Source organism: Pseudomonas cuatrocienegasensis (genome assembly GCF_900110925.1).
Taxonomy (GTDB): Bacteria; Pseudomonadota; Gammaproteobacteria; order Pseudomonadales; family Pseudomonadaceae; genus Aquipseudomonas; species Aquipseudomonas cuatrocienegasensis.
Genome location: NZ_FOFP01000001.1, coordinates 61,967 through 79,261, shown reverse-complemented (window position 1 = coordinate 79,261; position 17,295 = coordinate 61,967). Strand labels below are relative to the sequence as shown.

At 60.7% G+C, this 17,295-nt stretch carries 23 protein-coding genes and 1 tRNA gene; 16 read left to right on the top strand and 8 right to left on the bottom strand.

The window, feature by feature from the left end:
- The first annotated feature begins 13 nt into the window (after positions 1 to 13).
- Positions 14 to 205, top strand: a complete 192-nt coding sequence (locus tag BMW49_RS00420) for a hypothetical protein (RefSeq protein ID WP_069517077.1) — start codon at positions 14 to 16, stop codon at positions 203 to 205.
- Here the strand turns inward: BMW49_RS00420 and BMW49_RS00415 are convergent.
- Positions 202 to 447 carry a DUF2789 domain-containing protein gene (locus BMW49_RS00415; RefSeq protein WP_069517078.1) on the bottom strand — a complete coding sequence of 82 codons (246 nt, stop codon included), beginning with the start codon at positions 445 to 447 and terminating at the stop codon, positions 202 to 204. The two genes, BMW49_RS00420 and BMW49_RS00415, sit on opposite strands and share 4 nt — an antisense overlap.
- A 176-nt stretch (positions 448 to 623) precedes the next feature.
- Between BMW49_RS00415 and BMW49_RS00410 the strand changes: the two genes are divergently transcribed.
- The 10 genes from BMW49_RS00410 to msrA all read left to right on the top strand — a co-directional run bounded on the left by BMW49_RS00410 (position 624) and on the right by msrA (position 7,087).
- The gene (locus tag BMW49_RS00410) at positions 624 to 1,118 is read left to right on the top strand and encodes a hypothetical protein (RefSeq protein ID WP_371850860.1); all 495 of its coding nucleotides are present in this window, start codon (positions 624 to 626) and stop codon (positions 1,116 to 1,118) included.
- A 178-nt stretch (positions 1,119 to 1,296) separates the two neighbouring features.
- Positions 1,297 to 1,998, top strand: a complete 702-nt coding sequence (locus BMW49_RS00405) for a YebC/PmpR family DNA-binding transcriptional regulator (RefSeq protein WP_069517080.1) — start codon at positions 1,297 to 1,299, stop codon at positions 1,996 to 1,998.
- A gap of 149 nt (positions 1,999 to 2,147) precedes the next feature.
- Positions 2,148 to 2,672 carry a T9SS type B sorting domain-containing protein gene (locus tag BMW49_RS00400; RefSeq protein WP_069517081.1) on the top strand — a complete coding sequence of 175 codons (525 nt, stop codon included), beginning with the start codon at positions 2,148 to 2,150 and terminating at the stop codon, positions 2,670 to 2,672.
- The gene (locus tag BMW49_RS00395) at positions 2,662 to 3,081 is read left to right on the top strand and encodes an NUDIX hydrolase (RefSeq protein ID WP_069517082.1); all 420 of its coding nucleotides are present in this window, start codon (positions 2,662 to 2,664) and stop codon (positions 3,079 to 3,081) included. The genes BMW49_RS00400 and BMW49_RS00395 overlap by 11 nt, the downstream gene beginning before the upstream one ends.
- A 74-nt stretch (positions 3,082 to 3,155) precedes the next feature.
- On the top strand, positions 3,156 to 3,398 hold the full coding sequence (locus BMW49_RS00390) for a hypothetical protein (protein ID WP_069517083.1): 243 nt from the start codon (positions 3,156 to 3,158) through the stop codon (positions 3,396 to 3,398).
- Positions 3,399 to 3,534: 136 nt separating this feature from the next.
- Positions 3,535 to 3,891, top strand: coding sequence for a DUF2025 family protein (locus BMW49_RS00385; protein WP_069517084.1), 357 nt, complete (start codon positions 3,535 to 3,537; stop codon positions 3,889 to 3,891).
- Between the two features lie 342 nt (positions 3,892 to 4,233).
- Positions 4,234 to 4,599, top strand: coding sequence for a GNAT family N-acetyltransferase (locus tag BMW49_RS00380; protein WP_341864812.1), 366 nt, complete (start codon positions 4,234 to 4,236; stop codon positions 4,597 to 4,599).
- Positions 4,600 to 4,777: 178 nt separating this feature from the next.
- On the top strand, positions 4,778 to 5,818 hold the full coding sequence (locus BMW49_RS00375) for a GGDEF domain-containing protein (protein WP_069517086.1): 1,041 nt from the start codon (positions 4,778 to 4,780) through the stop codon (positions 5,816 to 5,818).
- 88 nt (positions 5,819 to 5,906) lie between these two features.
- Positions 5,907 to 6,419 (top strand): peptide-methionine (R)-S-oxide reductase MsrB, encoded by a 513-nt coding sequence (msrB, locus tag BMW49_RS00370; RefSeq protein WP_069517087.1) that lies wholly within the window; start codon positions 5,907 to 5,909, stop codon positions 6,417 to 6,419.
- A gap of 2 nt (positions 6,420 to 6,421) precedes the next feature.
- Positions 6,422 to 7,087, top strand: coding sequence for a peptide-methionine (S)-S-oxide reductase MsrA (gene msrA / locus BMW49_RS00365; RefSeq protein ID WP_069517088.1), 666 nt, complete (start codon positions 6,422 to 6,424; stop codon positions 7,085 to 7,087).
- A gap of 27 nt (positions 7,088 to 7,114) precedes the next feature.
- Here msrA and BMW49_RS00360 read toward each other — a convergent pair whose 3' ends face one another.
- Positions 7,115 to 7,468: a hypothetical protein gene (locus BMW49_RS00360; RefSeq protein WP_090390807.1), complete on the bottom strand. Its 354-nt coding sequence runs from the start codon at positions 7,466 to 7,468 to the stop codon at positions 7,115 to 7,117.
- A 76-nt stretch (positions 7,469 to 7,544) separates the two neighbouring features.
- Positions 7,545 to 7,895 carry a DUF3509 domain-containing protein gene (locus BMW49_RS00355; protein ID WP_069517089.1) on the bottom strand — a complete coding sequence of 117 codons (351 nt, stop codon included), beginning with the start codon at positions 7,893 to 7,895 and terminating at the stop codon, positions 7,545 to 7,547.
- A 367-nt stretch (positions 7,896 to 8,262) separates the two neighbouring features.
- Between BMW49_RS00355 and BMW49_RS00350 the strand changes: the two genes are divergently transcribed.
- Positions 8,263 to 8,559, top strand: coding sequence for a hypothetical protein (locus tag BMW49_RS00350; RefSeq protein WP_069517090.1), 297 nt, complete (start codon positions 8,263 to 8,265; stop codon positions 8,557 to 8,559).
- Between the two features lie 53 nt (positions 8,560 to 8,612).
- On the opposite strand, the gene BMW49_RS00345 is transcribed toward BMW49_RS00350, so the two are convergent.
- Both BMW49_RS00345 and BMW49_RS00340 read right to left on the bottom strand, forming a co-directional pair.
- A tRNA-Thr gene (locus tag BMW49_RS00345) sits at positions 8,613 to 8,688 on the bottom strand.
- Between the two features lie 70 nt (positions 8,689 to 8,758).
- Complete coding sequence (locus tag BMW49_RS00340; RefSeq protein WP_069517091.1) at positions 8,759 to 9,601, bottom strand: CvfB family protein; 843 nt, start codon at positions 9,599 to 9,601, stop codon at positions 8,759 to 8,761.
- 201 nt (positions 9,602 to 9,802) lie between these two features.
- Here BMW49_RS00340 and BMW49_RS00335 point away from each other — a divergent pair, with 201 nt between their 5' ends.
- Both BMW49_RS00335 and BMW49_RS00330 read left to right on the top strand, forming a co-directional pair.
- On the top strand, positions 9,803 to 9,991 hold the full coding sequence (locus BMW49_RS00335) for a hypothetical protein (RefSeq protein ID WP_170829033.1): 189 nt from the start codon (positions 9,803 to 9,805) through the stop codon (positions 9,989 to 9,991).
- A gap of 193 nt (positions 9,992 to 10,184) precedes the next feature.
- Positions 10,185 to 12,398: an LTA synthase family protein gene (locus BMW49_RS00330; RefSeq protein ID WP_069517092.1), complete on the top strand. Its 2,214-nt coding sequence runs from the start codon at positions 10,185 to 10,187 to the stop codon at positions 12,396 to 12,398.
- Between the two features lie 17 nt (positions 12,399 to 12,415).
- Here the strand turns inward: BMW49_RS00330 and BMW49_RS00325 are convergent, their stop codons facing one another.
- The 3 genes from BMW49_RS00325 to BMW49_RS00315 all read right to left on the bottom strand — a co-directional run bounded on the left by BMW49_RS00325 (position 12,416) and on the right by BMW49_RS00315 (position 14,964).
- Positions 12,416 to 13,561, bottom strand: a complete 1,146-nt coding sequence (locus BMW49_RS00325) for a PQQ-dependent sugar dehydrogenase (protein WP_069517093.1) — start codon at positions 13,559 to 13,561, stop codon at positions 12,416 to 12,418.
- Positions 13,562 to 13,722: 161 nt separating this feature from the next.
- Positions 13,723 to 14,469, bottom strand: a complete 747-nt coding sequence (locus tag BMW49_RS00320; RefSeq protein ID WP_244168290.1) for a substrate-binding periplasmic protein — start codon at positions 14,467 to 14,469, stop codon at positions 13,723 to 13,725.
- 99 nt (positions 14,470 to 14,568) lie between these two features.
- A complete protein-coding gene (locus BMW49_RS00315; protein ID WP_069517095.1) occupies positions 14,569 to 14,964 on the bottom strand; it encodes a transcriptional regulator in 396 nt (131 codons plus the stop codon).
- A 179-nt stretch (positions 14,965 to 15,143) separates the two neighbouring features.
- Here BMW49_RS00315 and BMW49_RS00310 point away from each other — a divergent pair, with 179 nt between their 5' ends.
- Together BMW49_RS00310 and BMW49_RS00305 are read left to right on the top strand one after the other, a co-directional pair.
- Positions 15,144 to 16,904, top strand: coding sequence for a S8/S53 family peptidase (locus tag BMW49_RS00310; protein ID WP_069517096.1), 1,761 nt, complete (start codon positions 15,144 to 15,146; stop codon positions 16,902 to 16,904).
- 71 nt (positions 16,905 to 16,975) lie between these two features.
- Positions 16,976 to 17,254 (top strand): hypothetical protein, encoded by a 279-nt coding sequence (locus BMW49_RS00305; RefSeq protein WP_069517097.1) that lies wholly within the window; start codon positions 16,976 to 16,978, stop codon positions 17,252 to 17,254.
- The last annotated feature ends 41 nt before the right edge of the window (positions 17,255 to 17,295 follow it).

Sequence of the window (17,295 nt, the reverse complement as noted above, 5' to 3'; positions counted from 1 at the left end):
TGGAAAGATGCCCATGTCACGGACTGAGTTCCACCAGGCCCATGCCGAACGCGCGCAGGCTGAGGCCCAACGCCTGCTCGCCCAACGCGACACCTTAGGCCCGCGCTGGCTGGCCTGGGTTGCCAGCGAGCTTTATGGCCTCACCCCGCCGCCCTATGCAGCCATGGTGCGGCGCGAGCTTGAACGTTTGAACAGCAGTGGCTAGGCCGGTTTGCTTTCGTGCAAGCGCACATTGAGCTCATCGACGATCAATGCCCATTCGGCATCTTCCAGCAGTTCCTCTTTCAGAAAGGCGCCTTGAGATGCATTCCAGAAGGGTGCTTCCGAAACCTTGATATGGTCCGGCAATGGATAGTGTCGCGCGATAAATGCGTCGATACTGGCGGGGTCGCCAGGCAGACCGAGTTGCTCGAACAGGGTACCGAGGTCTTTGTTGGGCAGTTCCATGGTGCACTCCGCATAAAGTGGATGAGGCCTGGCGGCGCCGAAACGGCCGCCGAGCATTCGTGCAGTAGAACGGTGGCAGCCAGCGACAGTTCAACCCTAAGCGTGGTGCAGCGAACCTGCCGCGATCACGCAGGTCGATAGATCAGGTTCGCCACGAGAGAGACCCCATGCCACTGCTGCGCCCCACCGCTCTTACCGCCTTTGTGCTGCTGTCCGGCTGCGCCTCGACACCCTGCGACGACCCGCTCAGCGACGCCTGCCGCGATGCCCAGTTGCTGCAGCAGAACGACATGCTCCAGGCTCGGTTGCTGGTCGCCTCAGGTGAACTCGATCAACACCAGTTGGCCAGCGCCCTGCTCACCCGGGCAGCCGAGCAGGACAGGCGTGGCGAGGCTGCGTTTTATCAGGCGATTCTCAAAGTTCGCGAGGGGCCGCAGGTGGACGACGTACTCAAGCTGCTGGAGCAATCGGCCGAGCACCATCATCCTTACGCCGTGGCCATGCTCTACAAGATCTACAGCGAGCCGTACTTGGTTGAGGAAGCCGACCCGGTGCGGGCCGAGACCTACCGCGCCGCCTATGCCGAGCTGGATGTAGCCAAGAGTGGCTATCCATCATTGACCCAGGCCTTGCAGGTAGTCGATGGCCTGCTGAGCGTGCCGGTGCAATAACCCTTGCGGCAGCGCCACGCGCTTCACGCAATCGCGGCTATCGATGGATTTGCCTGATGCCAGCAGCGCTCAGAGCGACTAAAATCCGCCCCCTTACGCTACCGATCCGCGCGCCAGCGGCCATTCTCGGCCAGGCGGCGCACCGGTCTTCCCCCATCGCACACAGCAGAGAACCGATATGGGCGCACAATGGAAAGCCAAACCCAAAGAAGCCGCAGCCAACGCCAGGGGTAAGATCTTTGGCCGTCTGGTCAAGGAAATCATGATCGCCGCGCGCAACGGCGCCGACCCGGACATGAACCCCAAGCTGCGTCTCGCGGTGCACGCGGCCAAGAAAGCCTCCATGCCCAAGGACACCCTCGAGCGCGCGATCAAGAAAGGGGCCGGGCTGCTCGGCGAACATGTCAACTTCGAGCGCGCCACCTACGAAGGCTTCGCCCCGCATCAGGTGCCGGTGATCGTCGAGTGCCTGACCGACAACATCAACCGTACCGTGGCGGAAATCCGCGTGCTGTTCCGCAAGGGCCAGATGGGCGCCTCCGGCTCGGTCACCTGGGACTTCAACCACGTGGGCATGATCGAAGCGTCCTCGGACAGCAATGCCGACCCGGAACTGGCGGCCATCGAAGCCGGTGCCCAGGACTTCGAGCCGTCCGATGAAGGCAACACCCTGTTCGTCACCGAGCCGACCGACCTTGACGCCGTCTGCCGGGCACTGCCTGAGCAAGGCTTTACGGTCAACGGCGCCAAGCTGGGCTATATGCCGAAAAACCCGGTTAGCGGCCTCAGCGATGCCCAACTCGAAGAAGTCGAAGCCTTCCTCGAAGCCCTTGACGGCCACGACGACGTGCAGAACGTCTACGTCGGCCTGGCAGGCTGAACGCCCGCACGGGTGGCCTGGGCTGTACGCCCAGGCAACGCTTGCGCGACGCCCATCACAGCGTTGCGGACAATTCCCTGTATAATGCCCGGCTGCCCAGCGCAACCCGCTCGCGGCCAACATGGACGTAGCCCTACAGGAGTTTTCCCGTGTACAAATTTTTCACCCTGGCCACCTGCCTGCTGCTGGCCGCCTGTGCCAGTCAACCGCATTCTGCCAGTGCCCCGCGCACGACCCTGGAAGCGGTGCATGACACCACCCTGATTCCGCTGCCGGTCAATACCAGTCTGCTCACCGTCAAGGCCGAAGCGGCCCGCAACAGCCTTGGCAATTCGCTGTCCAGCTACCGCGTCTACGCCCTGCCGCTGAAAAAGGGTGAGCCCTACCGCCTGAATATCGCCTCGCTGTGCGATGCCCCTTGCAGCGCTCTGGAAGCACCTAGCCTGAAGCCCACGGTACTGCTGCTTGATGCCAATGGCGCGGTGATCGCCAGCAAACAGTCGCGCCCCGGCGCACTGGGCCAGGTCAGCATCGGCTGGGAAGGCGAAGCCCTGGAAGATGCCACCTATTACCTGCTGGTGGCCGCTAACAGCAGCGCCAGCGGCCCGGCGCTGGTAATCGATGACATCTGGGTCAATAACTCGCCGCTGATGGCCGTCAAAGTTGGCCGTTAGCCAGACCCTGTGCATTGCCGCGATCTGCCTGCATGACGCTGACGGACGCCTGCTGCTGGTGCGCAAACGTGGCACTCAGGCGCTGATCCTCCCTGGCGGCAAGATCGAAGCCGGTGAAAGCGCGCAAGCGGCGCTGCTACGTGAACTCGATGAAGAACTGGGTCTGCACCTGCCCCTCAGCGCACTGCAGCCCCTTGGCCGATTCCGCGCACCGGCGGCCAATGAGCCCGATACTTGGATCGACGCCCAGGTATTCCAGGCTCGCCTTGAGCCTATGGCCGAAGTCGCGCCCGCCGCCGAACTCGACGCCTTGCACTGGCTGGTCGTCGGTGCACCGCTACCGGCAGAAACCGCGCCCCTGCTGCGCGATCAGGTCCTGCCTGCACTTGGATTCTATAGTCACTATTGAAGTGATCGATTTCAGCGGCGCGATGCCGCTGGCTACTGTAGGCGCATTGCCCACTCCGATCCTTCAGGTGCCCCATGTCACGTCTCGCCGCCCTTGCTCTCGTCCTGCTGATCAGCGGTTGCAGCACCGCGCAACAACCCGTCGAACGCCCTTACACCGACGCCGAAATCAAGCAGTTCGCCCTCGAAGTACTCAGCCGTAGCAGCTTGTCTTACGAGGATTACGAAAAAATCCGGCGTGCCCTCAGCGAACCTTCGCACCGCATGTCCACCAGCATTGAGGATGTACCTGCCACGGCGAGCGAACCTCGCGGTTGAACACCGAGTGGGCTGTTGCCTTTCGTTTGCATCCACGACCAAACGAAAACAGGCCCTTGGCATTGACCTGAGACAAGGTCATGTCATCCGCTCGCGCTAGCCTGGCATGCCAGCCCACCGCTACCTGCGAGGTCCCATGAGCATCACATCATCCCGTATCTGCGCTGCCGCTGATCGCCTGCAAGGCTTCGTCGGCTTCAACCGCAAGACCCAGACTTACCTGGTGCGTTTCAGCGAGGACTCATTCGGCCTGGATGTGACCGAGGCGAGCATTACCCCAACCTGCGAGTTCGTCTGGCAAGCCGAGGACGCGACGCGCATGACCCTAAAGCGTGCCCGTATCGCCTTTTTGATGGAGCAGAATATTGATGATCGCCTGGGTATCGAAGAGGCTCTGCGCGCCTATGTACGGCGCGATGACCTGCCGGAGATCTGCGCCGAACGCCGCCTGCTCAAACCTGAAGACGCTCAATTGACGGCGCAAAGGGCGTAGACTGCAGATTCGCACCCGACGCTGCCGTGACAGCATGACCCGCGACACGAGCATGATCCTTTCATCGACGTGACACGCAGAGGTAAACGCACATGAGCAAAGGCATGGATTCAAAGAAACAGGCCAAGAAAAAACCGCTGATGACCGCCCAGGAAAAGCGCACCGCCAAAAAGGGCAAACAGACCGAAAAAGGCCTGCTAGGCAGCCACAGCGCCTGACCACCCGCCGCGCACAACCTCGTTGTGCGCCCTACCGAAGCCAATGCACGACCTCACCCTACGCCCTCTTCCTACGCTTCTTCGCCCGCTGGCCAACAAGTTCTATCGCAGCCACCGCTCGCCCATGCGTGCGCAAGCTGATGATGTCGTGTGGGTGGCGCAGCAAGGCGAGCTGCTCGCGGCGCTGTGCCTGCGCCAACTGGATGAAGGTTACTGGCTGACGCGCCTGTTCGTCGCCCCAGCTCAGAGGCGCCAGGGCCTGGCGGCCCGCTTGCTGAATGCCGCCTGCGAGAGCTGCCAGGCGCCGGTGTGGCTGCTGTGCCACCCAGACCTAAGCGATTTCTACGCGGCTCACGGTTTTGTACCCTGCAGCGCACCGCCGCTCTTTCTTGCCGAACGCCTGATGCGCTACCAGCGCCACAAGCTCTTAATTGCCATGGTCCGTCGTCAGGCAGCAGCCGACCAATGGCTAGACGGTACGTATCGCTGAGCGTGCAGCGTCCTTGCCGGCATGAACAAAGCCCTGCATTCTAGGTCTATCCTTGGATAAATATTTACAGTGCGAACGTGCACAGAACGAATAACACTAAAACGTTCACGCGCCAGCCATACGACGTAGATCGAACCGGACGGCCTGCATGCCGCTGCAACCCTAATAAGAAGTAGCCATGGCCAAACGACTCCCTGCATTTCTGCGCCGTCTGCATAGCGACTTCCAGCTATCAATCATCACCTTGATGAGCCTGTTTGGCATTCTGGCCATCACGCCCTATGCCATTTATCGCCTGCTAGAAGGCAACTACCTGGTCGGCCTTGCCGACGCAACCATCGTGACGTCGACGATAATCGCGGTGCTCTATGCCTGGCGAACAGGTGATACCGTCAAACCCGGCATCTACCTGGCGAGCATCTTTTCAACTGCCGCGGTTCTGATCACCATCAACCTGGGCGTTAACGGGTTGTTCTGGATCTACCCGCTTATTCTCTTCAACTTCTTCATGATCTCACCAGGCAAAGCCTTGAGCGCGACCGTGCTGGTGCTGAGCCTGCTCGTCGCTTATGCCCTGAGCTACCCCGGTCGGGTATTCGAAAGCCATTACCAGATGGTGTCCTTTCTGGTCACCGGCATGATGGCCAGCATGCTGACCTTCATCTTCGCCTACCGCACCCGCAGCCAACGCGACCAACTGCAGGTCCTGGCCAGCCACGACGCGCTGACCGGTGCGCTCAACCGCAGGGCAATGAACGAAGAGCTGAAAATAGCCACCGCCGTATTTCGCCGGCATGGCGGCCACTCTGCGTTGCTATTAATGGATCTGGACCACTTCAAACAGATCAATGATCGCTTTGGCCATCAGGCAGGTGACCAGGTTCTGATTCAGTTCGCCGAAATCATTCGTAGCAGCTCGCGCCAGGAAGATCGCCTGTTTCGCTTTGGCGGCGAAGAGTTCCTGCTGCTACTGCCCAATACCACCGAGGCGGGCCTATTGGCCGCAGCCGAGCACTTGCAGCAACAAATAGCAGTGCGTTTACGCGGCCCGGGTGGCGCGGTGACCGCCTCGATGGGTGGGGCCCGCCTGCGTGCTGGAGAGCACTGGGAAAGTTGGTTACAGCGCGCTGACCAACGCCTTTACCTGGCAAAATCCCAGGGCCGCAATCGCATCGTACTCAACAACGAGCCTTCAATACCCTCCACGCACCAGGCGTGACAAACGGCGTTACCGAAATCTGCCGCACTGCTGTAATGATTGGCAGACTGCCGTGTCTATCGTCGGCACTTCATAGAGAGAGCCAGCCATGAAACGACGCACCCTTCTGCAGGGCCTCGCCCTGTTGCCCACCCTGCCCTTGCTCGGCGGCTACGCCCCCTCCAGCCTGGCTCAGGCCGTTGCCATCACACCGCTGGAAAAGCCCCATGAGCAATGGCGTGGCCTGGTGTCCGACGAAGCCTATGCCGTGCTGTTCGATGAAGACACCGAGCGTGCCGGCAGCAGCCCGCTAAATCGGGAAAAGCGCGACGGGACTTATATTTGCGCCGCCTGCTACCTACCCTTGTTTGAAAGTGCGCACAAATACGAAAGCGGCACCGGCTGGCCCAGTTTTACCCAGCCGATTGACGGCCACATGGGCACCAAACGCGACTTCAAACTTATCCTTCCGCGCACCGAATATCACTGCGCACGCTGTGGCGGCCATCAGGGACATGTTTTCAATGACGGCCCCAAACCCCGCGGTGAGCGCTGGTGCAATAACGGGCTGGCGTTGCGTTTCATTCCCCAAGGCGAGACCTTGCCCGAGTTGAGGAGCTGATCATGTCGGTATTTTCCCTGAGACGCGCCGCGCCTGTATTTATCGCTTCGCTGCTGACGGCCATAACCTTGTCCGCCTGCAAACCTGGCGCCGCCGACGCGACTCAATCAACACCAACGACCAGCAGCCTCGTTCCAGGTGAACAGGCAGTGGCGGTATTCGCCGGCGGCTGTTTCTGGTGCACCGAGTCGGACTTCGACAAGATGCCGGGGGTCCTTTCCACCACCTCCGGCTATACCGGCGGCAACGTGGAAAACCCCACCTATGAGCAGGTCTCGGCTGGCACAACAGGGCATATCGAGGCGGTGCTGGTGAGCTATGACCCGACGATCACCAGCTATGCCAAGCTGGTCGAGGCATTCTGGCCGACTATCGATCCACTGACGGCCAATGCTCAGTTCTGCGACCAGGGCGAGCAGTACCGCAGCGCCATCTTCTACAGCACACCTGAAGAAAAGGCCGTGGCGGAGGCTTCCCGCGATGCGCTGCAGGCTTCTGGACGGTTTGACCAGCCCATCGTTACGGAGATTTTGCCGGGCGCGGTCTTCTATCCGGCCGAGGAATACCATCAGGACTACTACATGAAGAATCCGCTGCGCTACGCCTACTACCGCAACGGGTGCGGGCGTGATGATCGCCTGGAGCAGCTGTGGGGCAAGAAGGGCTAGAGAGTGTTTGCAAGAGTGCTTGCAGCGTCAGCGTGACTGACGCTGTTCAGTGCTGCTGCCTGGACTGAACTCTATACGCTGGCCGTTCGGGTACTCGATGCTCTGGCGCAAGCCGCCACGCGTCTCGATGCGCTGACTCCCCGAATAACTGTCCTCACGGCGTACTGCATTGGGCAGGCGCTGCCCATTGTAAAGATTGTACTGTTGAGACTGCTGCGAGCTATCGATACTGCCGCTGGCACCAGGACTCACGTATGTCTTGGGGATGACTCGCAGAGTCGGCGGCGCAACCGAAGATTCCGGCTGTGCCAGCGTGACAGGAGAGAGCACTGCCACGCTGAAGCTCATCGCATACAGCGCCACGCGCATGATCGAAAACATGAGACAACCTCCAAATAAGGCATACGGGCATTAGGCACCGCAGCCCCTTATAGATTCAATGGAGGCTGTCAGGCTTTCAGGCCGCTGTGCGAGCTGCTTGAGTAAGCTTGCGACGCGCGACCAGGGTCTTGGCGACGGTCTGAGTCACAGGCTGGCCGGTGAAAGTCGGCAAGTCGCCGCGCAGCCATTGACGACTATCCTCGGCCCAGGCCACGTCACCCGAAGCCAGCTTGAGATCGCGCAGTACATCACCCACCAGGCAGCGTACTTGAGTCTGGCAGCAGACCGTTGCCCGGTCGATAACCTTGCGCAACGTCACCTCGTCAGCCTGACGCAAGGTCAGCAGCAAACGGCCATCCGGACGCGGCTCAATGGCAACATCATAGGAGGGAAACGCTTCAAACAATTCCTTCACGGCGATCAGCATGGGAGGCTCCTTATTGTAGTGACCTACTGGTGTGCTTAGGTAATTGCACGGCCCATGCCAGCCTTGCAAAAAACTCAAACACCTATAAACCGTGGCCTACAGCCCTCCTGATGGCGGATTGCCTGCTGCATTTTGCATGATCGTGCGATTTAGGCAGTGCAGGCTGCACGCCTGAGATTCCTCTATAGATAAGAACGAGCAGCACCGGCTTCGCACTGCAGCATTGAGGAACGCTACCGGCTAAGTGCAGTCAAAGCCCTAGCGACGCAATCCTGCAAACCGGCCCGGTGCCCATCTAGCCTTTTTCCCTGCTTGAGGTAGGATAGCGACCGCAAATGATAGCCAATTGCCAGGACGCAACATCAAAATGGAAGATCGGAAATTCTCCACGGACGAATTGCACGCAAAAGGCAAAAAACCTGCGTGGGACAATTTCAGTCTTGGCATAAAAGTGCAAAGCGCTTCATCCGCGGGTCCAACCGCAGAACTAACGGACGATAACTCCGCTAAAACGGTAACGCCGCCCTCCAGTGTCCAGCGTCAGACTCAAGACATACTTGAAGCCCGAGACGATATTCGCCAAAGCGAACTCTGGCCCGTCTATGGGGTATTTCTCTTCGCCTTCGCCATGCTCGGCTACACCTTCTACCAGCTAGGCAGTTGAACGGTGCTGCAGAAACGAAAAAGGGCTAGCCGAAGCTAACCCTTTGATGTGTATGGTGCCGGCAAGAGGAGTCGAACCCCCGACCTTCGCATTACGAATGCGCTGCTCTACCTACTGAGCTATGCCGGCCTGGCCCGGTATTGGCCGGGCGCGACATTATTTACAGGAGCTGGGTCAGCATTCAAGTGCCGGCCGTGGGTCAGTGCTTGGCCAGCTCGATATGGTCTTCGTGAATCACGATCTGGCCCTGCTTGTAGAGGCCGCCGATGGCTTTCTTGAAGTTGCCCTTGCTCACACGAAACAACGCGCTGATCGCTTCCGGTGAACTTTTGTCATTGAGCGGCAGCGTCCCGCCCTGCTCGCGCAGCTTGGCGAGGATCTGTTCGCCCAGACTGCCGGCCGCGTCCTGGCCGACGGCTTGCAGGCTGAGGCTGATCTTGCCGTCATCGCGCAATTGCTTGATAAATCCCTGCTCACGCATGCCACTGCGCACGAACTTGAACAGCTCGTTCTTGTGGATCAGCCCCCAGTGCTTGCCATTGATGATGGCTTTGAAGCCCATATCAGTGGCGTCGGCTATCAGCAGGTCAACTTCCTGACCCACTTTATAAGTGGCGGGCACTTGATCCAGGTAGCGATCCAGGCGAGCCGTGGCAGTGATGCGCTTGCTGCGTTTGTCGAGGAATACATGCACCACGCAGTAATCGCCGACTTGCAGCGGGCGCTTTTCTTCGGAATGTGGCAACAAGAGGTCCTTGGGCAGGCCCCAGTCGAGAAATAACCCGACGCGGTTGATGTCGACCACCTTGAGGCTGGCGAAACCACCCACCTGGACCTTGGGGGTTTCGGTGGTGGCGATCAGTTTGTCGTCGCTATCTAGGTAGATAAAGACGTTCAGCCAGTCTTCGACCTCACTCGGTATATCCTTGGGGATGTAGCGCTTGGGCAGCAGAATTTCGCCATCCGCGCCACCGTCCAGATACAGACCGAAATCGGTATGTTTTACGACCTGCAAACTGTTCATGCGTCCGATTACAGCCATGGTGCCTTACCTTGAGAGCCAGGCCGGCATTCTAGCGCAGTTGCACCGGGGCGTCCGGGGCGAAACACGCGTAGCGGCCTGTACAGGGGAGCCCCGAATGCCTCTAGCGCAGCCACCACAACTCCGGGCGTTATTTTTCAAGCCTTTGTCAAGCTTTTGCAGTACAATGACCGGCCACCTTAATTTTTTTGATAGGTTAAAATGGCCCTCATGCGCGTCAAAGCATCCACCAGCAAATCCAAGCCCGCTCCGGCGGTCGAAACCAGTGCCTCGATCGACGCGCAAATAGCAGCGTTCTTGAAGTCCGGTGGTGAAATCCAGCAGATCGCCAAAGGCGTCAGCGGCCAGGTCTACGGCACCAGCAAGCAGATCACCATCGGCAAGAAGTAACGTCTCAAGCGCCTTGCCGACTCGTCAGGGCGTCGCTCCACCCTCCTCGAAGCATCCTCTCGCATATTCCCGCCTGAATCCCGTTACGGGCGCTAGCCCTTAGCACGCATTTGTTTCAGAATCGTGACACCGCATTGCGCGGCTGGTCCGGCATAGCCGTTGATGAAAAATGGCAACTGCCTGAGGAGTTTGCGTGCGTTCTGTTGGCCGCTGGCTGCATACCCCCGCCACTGCCCTGGTGCTTTTGTGCACCCTGTTTCTATTGTTGCCCCTGGTCGCTCGATACCAGTTGGGCTGGTCGCACCCCTACGGTTACCTGTCGGATCTTGCCATCGGCGGCCTGCTCGTCCTGGCCGTCCACCAGCGCCGCTTGCTGCTCGGCATCGTACTCAGCCTGACGTGGTGCCTTTTCACGCTCGGTACGGCCGAACTGGTCGCGGCGGTCGGGCGCATGCCAGAGCCCGGCGACCTGCAGTACCTCGCCGACCCACAGTTCGTCAGCCATTCGACTCAGGAAGGTGGCCTCAGCCAACCCTGGCTGGCCGTGGCCATGGTCGCGCTGCTGGGCCTCTATCTGACCGTACGCAGGGTTCAGCAGAGCCTGCCAAAACGCCCCCTGGCCTGGACCTGGATGCTGGCGCCCGGAGCGCTGCTGGGTGCCCATGCGCTGTACCAGTACCAGAGCCCAAGCGCCGCTGAGCAATGGCAGCAATTCAACCTGCCACACAAGTTGCTGGCCGAGAGCCTCAGCAGTGGCCAGATGCAGCTGCGCGACTGGCTGGCCGGCGATAACCCGAACAGCGCGCCGGATATCAGTGCGTTTACCACCCTGGACCTGAATGGTTCGCCACTGCTGGCCAACCCTGGGCAAGCGCGCAACCTGCTGATCATTACCCTGGAAGGCGTCACCGGCGCCTATATCGAAGCGGCGCAAGCGGCCATTGGCAGCCCCCCTGATGATACGAGTATGCCGCGCCTGAGCCAGTGGGCCGAGCGCGGCATGCTCACCGCGGATTACGTCTTGCACGGCCACCAGACGATCCGTGGGCTGTACGCGATGCTCTGTGGTGATTACAACAAGCTCGACTCAGGCACGCCAAAGGGGCTGGAGCTGCTCAACAACCCGCTGCGCGCAGCACAGTGCTTGCCTGCACAGCTGCGCGAAAACGGCTTCAGCACGCACTTCCTGCAGGGCGCTGGGCTGCGTTTCATGGCCAAAGATCAGATCATGCCGCGCATGGGCTTCGAGCACACTCGGGGCCGCGAGTGGTTCCGCAATACGCCCTATGTGGATTTTTCCTGGGGTATGGATGACAAAGCGTTTTTTGAGGGCGCGCTGAAGTATGTCGGTCAGCTACGTGAGCAAAAGGCCCCCTGGATGCTCACGCTACTGACCGTTGGCACCCACCAGCCCTATTCGGCACCGGCCGATTACCTGGATCGCTATCCCAGCGCCAAGCAGGCGGCAGTCGCGTATCTGGACGATGCCCTGGGCGATTTTCTCGATGCTCTCGCGCAGCAGGGCGTGCTGGATGACACCCTGGTACTGGTCACCTCCGACGAATCCCACGGCCTGGATGACGTACGCCTGGCCTCGGCCTGGGGCTTCAATCTACTGCTGGCCCCGGAGCAGGCGCAGTTACCTGCACTCAAGGACGGGGTTTATGGCCACATCGACCTGACCGCCTCGGTACTCGACTACTTTGCCCTGCCCCTACCCGACGCCATTGCCGGACGCTCATTGCTGCGCAACTACGCCAGCGGGCGCGCGATGATGTCCTACACCAACGGTTTGCTGCGTCAGCACGATGGCCACGGCACATTTACCGAATGTGATTTCCAGCGTGTTTGCCGACGCTACGCCAGCGACGGTTTCATCGCACCGAGCGCACGTTATCTGGAACGCGTCACCGGGCGTGAGGCGCGCCTGGTCAGCCAGCGCGCGGGTCTGCTCGATCAATCCTTGCAGGACAACCTGGCTGGCCAGCATTTTCAGTTCGCCAGCAATGAACGCATCCTGCTGCAGAGCCATCAGGCCGATGACTGGGCTGATAATCTGGTCGGCGCGCAATATCTGGAGCTACCCAAGGGCACCCGCACCCGCGTGACCTTGCAGGTGCGCGCCCTGCAACTGGGTGCACAAGGCGCCCGACTGGAACTCAAGACCAAGGAATACGACCGCGAGGTGCGGCTGCCAATCCCCACCTTGCCGGACCTGGCCGAAGGCGAAACGCTGACCATCAGCTTCGACTTCGACAATATCGATACGCGCAAGGCGTTCTCTTTCCACTTGCTCGGCCAGGGCAGCGGGATTATCGAGATCAGCGACTTCAGTGTCAGCAGCTCACCCCTGGACACGGAAATGGTTGCCGCACAGCACGACCCGCTTGAGCCGGCCGTGCAGTAAGGCGAACAGCGCTCAGTTCAACGCGTCTGCAGGCCGATGCGCAACAACTGGCCATTGGATGCATCGGTGAGTACATACAGGTAACCGTCTGGCCCCTGGCGTACGTCGCGCACGCGCACATCAAGGTCTTCCAGCAAGCGCTCCTCATGCACCACCTTGTCGCCCTCAAGCTGCAGGCGAATCAGCGACTGCCCAGCCAGCGCGCCAATAAATAGGTTGTGCTGCCAGACCGGATAGCGCTCGGCATTGTAGAAGGCCATGCCGCTGATCGCCGGGGATTTGGCCCAGACATGGTGGGGCGGCTCGGTGCCTTCCACGGTTTCCCCCAGCGCCTCAGGGATCGCCATCATCGAGTAGTTGATGCCGTGGGTCGCCAGGGGCCAGCCGTAATTCTTGCCCGCCTGCGGGATATTGATTTCATCGCCGCCGCGCGGGCCGTGTTCGTGGGTCCACAACTGACCGGTCCAGGGGTTGAGCGCCGCACCCTGCTGGTTGCGGTGGCCGTAGGACCAGATCTCCGGACGTGCGCTGGCCTGATCGACAAAGGGGTTGTCCTCGGGAATGCGACCGTCGGGATGCAGGCGCACCACCTTGCCCTGCAGTTTGTCGAGATCCTGAGACGTGGAGCGCTGGTTGTTCTCACCCAGGGCGATAAACAGGTAACCCTCACGGTCGAATACCAGGCGCGAGCCAAAGTGCGCGCCCGTGGACAACTTGGGCTGCTGGCGGAAAATCACCTCGAAGTTTTCCAGACTGCTCAGGTCGGCTGACAACCTACCCCGGCCAACAGCCGTACCGGCACGCGCCTGCTCCCCGGCCTCGGCGTAAGAGAGATAGACCAGACGATCAGTGGCGAAATCCGGCGACAACACCACATCGAGCAAGCCACCCTGGCTATTGGCGTAAACCTCGGGCACGCCAGCCAGAGGATCGGAAAGACGACCATCCAGGCGTGCAACGCGCAACTGCCCGGTTCGCTCGGTCAGCAACAGCCCCTGATCATCCGGCAGAAAGGCCATCCCCCAGGGATTCTGCAAACCATCGATCAGCGCAGTGACTTGCAAGGTGCCCTGCTCGCTTGGGTACTCAACGGTTTCGGCATGGGCCCAGGGGGCTGTCAATACAGCCGCGACGGCCAGGGTGGGGGCTATGCGCATTGGCATGGGAAGATCTCCTCGCTGTAAACAGGTACCGCACGGCCATGCGCGCGGCATCCGAGCAGTGTGCTACAGCCTGGAGCGGGCTACAGCCCTTTGACCATTACCTGAAATGTCAGAGGGACCCAGCGCAACGGCGTTGCAGAGAACGAAATATCAACAGGTTCCTAATAGAGCGCATAACGCTGTTCAATGGCCGCGTATTCACCATTGGCGCGAATCTGCGCAAGCCCTTGATCGAAGCGGTCACGCTGCTCACGCGAGCGAAAGCCCACCTGATAGTGGGTCGGTTCAAATAAGGGATACCAAGTCAGCGGCTGGCTGACATCAACCTGCTCATACACTTCGTGGTTGAAGTAGCGCAGGATGCGCCTGTCACCAATCACGACATCGATGCGACCACTGTAAAGCAGGCGATTGCGGGCGATCTGCTGAGCCTCCTCACGGTAGGCGGGGTTACTCTCCGCCATGGTTTGGAACGCCGGACCAAGCAGGTAGCGAGCACGCTGGAAGGCGCTTACCGAGTACTGTCCAAGATCGGCAATGCTGTCAATCTTCAACCCACGGCTGGCCAATGCGACTGCTTCATTCTGGTAGGTCAGGTGGGGGACCGAGTAATACGCGGGGACACCACTGAGCGTGTTGGTCGGCGCAATTGCATCGATCTCACCTCGGCGCAACAGCAAGTGCAAACGCTCCATCGGCAGATAATGCACCTGCACCTGAAATCCCGCAGCGGCTGCGGCCGCAACGACGATGTCGTACTCCAGACCGCGTGCCTGACCCTCGAATATATAAGGCGGTTTATGGGTACCAAACCCCAAACGCAGGGGTTCGGCAAGCGCCCCCAGGCTGAAACATGCTACGACCGCTACCCACACTGCTCTCATGCCACCCCCACCGTTGATCGACACGCAGCATAGTCGGTGGGCGATATGGCTGCACCTCAGGGTCTGTTGAGAATTCGTCGTGAAGCGCGTTGCCGCGAACGAAATGGCAATAGACCACAGGCCTCAGGTCACATTGGCCGTGCGCGCGATTTCATCAAACACCTCAGGCTGCAGCGCGCTATCGCCCTTGGCATTGAGCAGTTCACGCGGGTGTGACTCGCCGGGGATGGCGCTGTCGATCATGCTCAGCAATTGCAGACCACGGGCGGTGAGTACGAAGTTCTCACCATTGCCGCCTTCTTCCTCAGGACGTGGCGCAATAAAACCATCGTGCAGCAGCTGCGCTTCATAGTGCGCGGCAAGGGCCTTGAGCGCGTCCAGGCTGCCCACGGCGTCACCGGCTTGCTGCTGCTCATGGGCCAGCTCTTCGGCATGAATGCGGGGAGCGAAGGGCTTGCCTGCACCGTTTTGTACTTCATGCAACAGGCGTTCGATCAAATCCCAGTTGTAAGTCGTCATGCTGTTCTCCTGTGATCGGTTCAGTCGGCTTGCCGGCTTGGCGGCGCTCAATAGCGCAACCCTGTACTCTGTCGGACTGCCCCCGGACGGCTAAGGTTCGGCTTCATTTCCAAGCCTGAACCCCGCACCTGACGCTGAGTCTGAGCAGACCTGCATCTCCATTTTCAAGAGGTAGTTCCATGCGTGCTGCGCCCCTGTTTGCCCCGGTTCTGCTCGGTTTGTCCCTGTGGGCCAATGCCGCCGAGCCTCTGCGCGTTGCCCACCTGGCACGCTGCGGCGACCTGCTGGCACCGGATGCGCAGCAGTTCTGCCTGAACCTGCGCGGCCTGACTGACGCTCCCGTCGAGGTGCTGCTCAATGGCAAACCGCTACCTGCCAGCGCTGTGCGCCGAGATGGTCAGCGTCTGCAGGTCGAGGTATCGCGCAAGGCCCAACGCAGTGGCCCGCTGTGGCTGGAGCAGAACGGTGCGCCGAGCAACCCGGTGTGGCTGTCACTCGCGGGCAGCCACGTGTTGGCAGCCGGCCCGGCAGAGGTGGCAAAGAACATGGACGGGCTGACCACTTATGTGGATCTGGTCAGCCTGATCATCGAGGAGGACAGCGAGGGCGCGGTCGTCGCCCAGCAGCTGGCGGACAAATACGGCGCCAAGGTGGTCGGCGCCATCGCCCCGCTCAACACCTATCAACTGCGCTTACCGGCGCACAACCTGATGGAGCGTGACGCGCTGGTGCTGCGCCTGGGCAGCGAGGTCGGCGTCGATGCAGTGGTCATCGAGGAATCCTCGGCAGAAGAAAATGAAGTTTCCTCCACTGATCAACGTCTGCGCCCCAATGCCGATGAATGGGCGGCCAACCGCTTTCTCGATGCGGTCAATTACTACCAGCGGCGCATCCCGGCCAAGAACGCACCGATCCCCACGACCGCTGTGCGCATTGGCGTGATTGAGCGCGATCTGGACTTCGATGCGGCTGACTTTCAGCAGTACCTGGGCACGGCCAAGACCCGCAATGGCAAACCCCACACCCGCGTCTATGGCCGCGACGCCACGCGCCCTGACGGCCATGGCAGCACCGTTACCGGTGTGCTTGCGGCGGCCTGGGACAAAGGCGGCAACACCGGCTTTCTCAGCGGCCTGGACGGTGCAGGACCGGGCTTCGAGGTGATTGTGGAGCGCAACTCGGACGCGGGCATCACCGCCAATATCGCCGCCTCGGTCAACCTGGTCGAAGATGGCGTGCGCATCCTCAACTGGAGCTGGGGCATCCACCGCGTCGGCGCGCGCAAGGTCGATGGCGAGGAAGTCGATTCCCTCGTGCGCTCCGGCCTGGCCATGAGCGGCTACGAGGAACTGCTCGAAGAATTCTTCCTCTGGCTGCGCCGCGAGCACCCTGACGTGCTGGTGGTCAACTCGGCCGGCAATGGCTCCTCGTTCTCCGGCGCCGACGAATACCGCCTGCCCTCCTCGTTCGTCACCGATCAGTTGTTCGTGGTCGGCAGCCACCAGCGCAGCGAGCGCGACGATGTGGCCATCGATGACCCCGCGTACGTGGTCAAACGCAGCTCATCCAACAGCGACACCCGTGTCGATATCAGCGCGGCGGCCTGTGTGCACGCCTCCACCCTGAAACCCGACGAGCAGGTCGAGACCCACTGCGGCACCTCCTACGCCACCCCGCTGGTGGCCGGGGTAATGGCGGCGATCCTGTCGATCAACCCTGAATTGCGCCCCGACCAGTTGCGCATGCTGCTGCGCCGCAGCGCCATGACCATCGGTGAAGAGTACGACTTCGAACCCACCGACGCCGAAGACCTCACCGCACCGATCCTGCCGTCAGAACGCAACTTCGAGCTGAACAACCCCGACGTCGGTCATTCCGCCCGGCTGGATATGCAGAAGGCCTTGGACCTGGCGGTGAAAAGCCGTAGCCGCGTGCGCTGAGCGCAAAACCCTGAACTTTGCCGCGACCAGGGCAATCAACCGGTGACATCCGCTTGACTGGAGAGCCGACCATGAAACTGCCCGTCGCCCTGACCTTTACCGCCCTGCTTTTAGCCCAGGGGCACGCCTTTGCCTCCTGTACGCCCGAGGAAGCCACCGCCAAAGCGCAAGAGCTGGCCGAAAAAATCGACGCCATTACCCAGGATGACCCCGAGCGCGCCGCCCAGCTACGCCAGGAGCTGATCGAACAGGACCCCAAAAGCGCGTCCGACACCCTGACCGACAGCTGCAAGGCCTATGACCAACGCCTGCGTGAGCTGGACGCCGCCGAAGAAGATGTAGACGCCTAAGGGTAAAATCACCGAGATCGATAATGCAGGATTCGACGCGT

What these genes read in the sequence shown, in the direction of transcription:
- BMW49_RS00420 (WP_069517077.1), top strand. Translation starts at nt 14, where the DNA reads ATGTCACGGACTGAGTTCCACCAGGCCCATGCCGAACGCGCGCAGGCT.
- BMW49_RS00415 (WP_069517078.1), bottom strand. Translation starts at nt 447, where the DNA reads ATGGAACTGCCCAACAAAGACCTCGGTACCCTGTTCGAGCAACTCGGT.
- BMW49_RS00405 (WP_069517080.1), top strand. Translation starts at nt 1,297, where the DNA reads ATGGGCGCACAATGGAAAGCCAAACCCAAAGAAGCCGCAGCCAACGCC.
- BMW49_RS00390 (WP_069517083.1), top strand. Translation starts at nt 3,156, where the DNA reads ATGTCACGTCTCGCCGCCCTTGCTCTCGTCCTGCTGATCAGCGGTTGC.
- BMW49_RS00385 (WP_069517084.1), top strand. Translation starts at nt 3,535, where the DNA reads ATGAGCATCACATCATCCCGTATCTGCGCTGCCGCTGATCGCCTGCAA.
- BMW49_RS00380 (WP_341864812.1), top strand. Translation starts at nt 4,234, where the DNA reads ATGCGTGCGCAAGCTGATGATGTCGTGTGGGTGGCGCAGCAAGGCGAG.
- BMW49_RS00375 (WP_069517086.1), top strand. Translation starts at nt 4,778, where the DNA reads ATGGCCAAACGACTCCCTGCATTTCTGCGCCGTCTGCATAGCGACTTC.
- msrB (WP_069517087.1), top strand. Translation starts at nt 5,907, where the DNA reads ATGAAACGACGCACCCTTCTGCAGGGCCTCGCCCTGTTGCCCACCCTG.
- msrA (WP_069517088.1), top strand. Translation starts at nt 6,422, where the DNA reads ATGTCGGTATTTTCCCTGAGACGCGCCGCGCCTGTATTTATCGCTTCG.
- BMW49_RS00360 (WP_090390807.1), bottom strand. Translation starts at nt 7,468, where the DNA reads ATGTTTTCGATCATGCGCGTGGCGCTGTATGCGATGAGCTTCAGCGTG.
- BMW49_RS00355 (WP_069517089.1), bottom strand. Translation starts at nt 7,895, where the DNA reads ATGCTGATCGCCGTGAAGGAATTGTTTGAAGCGTTTCCCTCCTATGAT.
- BMW49_RS00350 (WP_069517090.1), top strand. Translation starts at nt 8,263, where the DNA reads ATGGAAGATCGGAAATTCTCCACGGACGAATTGCACGCAAAAGGCAAA.
- BMW49_RS00340 (WP_069517091.1), bottom strand. Translation starts at nt 9,601, where the DNA reads ATGGCTGTAATCGGACGCATGAACAGTTTGCAGGTCGTAAAACATACC.
- BMW49_RS00335 (WP_170829033.1), top strand. Translation starts at nt 9,803, where the DNA reads ATGGCCCTCATGCGCGTCAAAGCATCCACCAGCAAATCCAAGCCCGCT.
- BMW49_RS00325 (WP_069517093.1), bottom strand. Translation starts at nt 13,561, where the DNA reads ATGCCAATGCGCATAGCCCCCACCCTGGCCGTCGCGGCTGTATTGACA.
- BMW49_RS00315 (WP_069517095.1), bottom strand. Translation starts at nt 14,964, where the DNA reads ATGACGACTTACAACTGGGATTTGATCGAACGCCTGTTGCATGAAGTA.
- BMW49_RS00310 (WP_069517096.1), top strand. Translation starts at nt 15,144, where the DNA reads ATGCGTGCTGCGCCCCTGTTTGCCCCGGTTCTGCTCGGTTTGTCCCTG.
- BMW49_RS00305 (WP_069517097.1), top strand. Translation starts at nt 16,976, where the DNA reads ATGAAACTGCCCGTCGCCCTGACCTTTACCGCCCTGCTTTTAGCCCAG.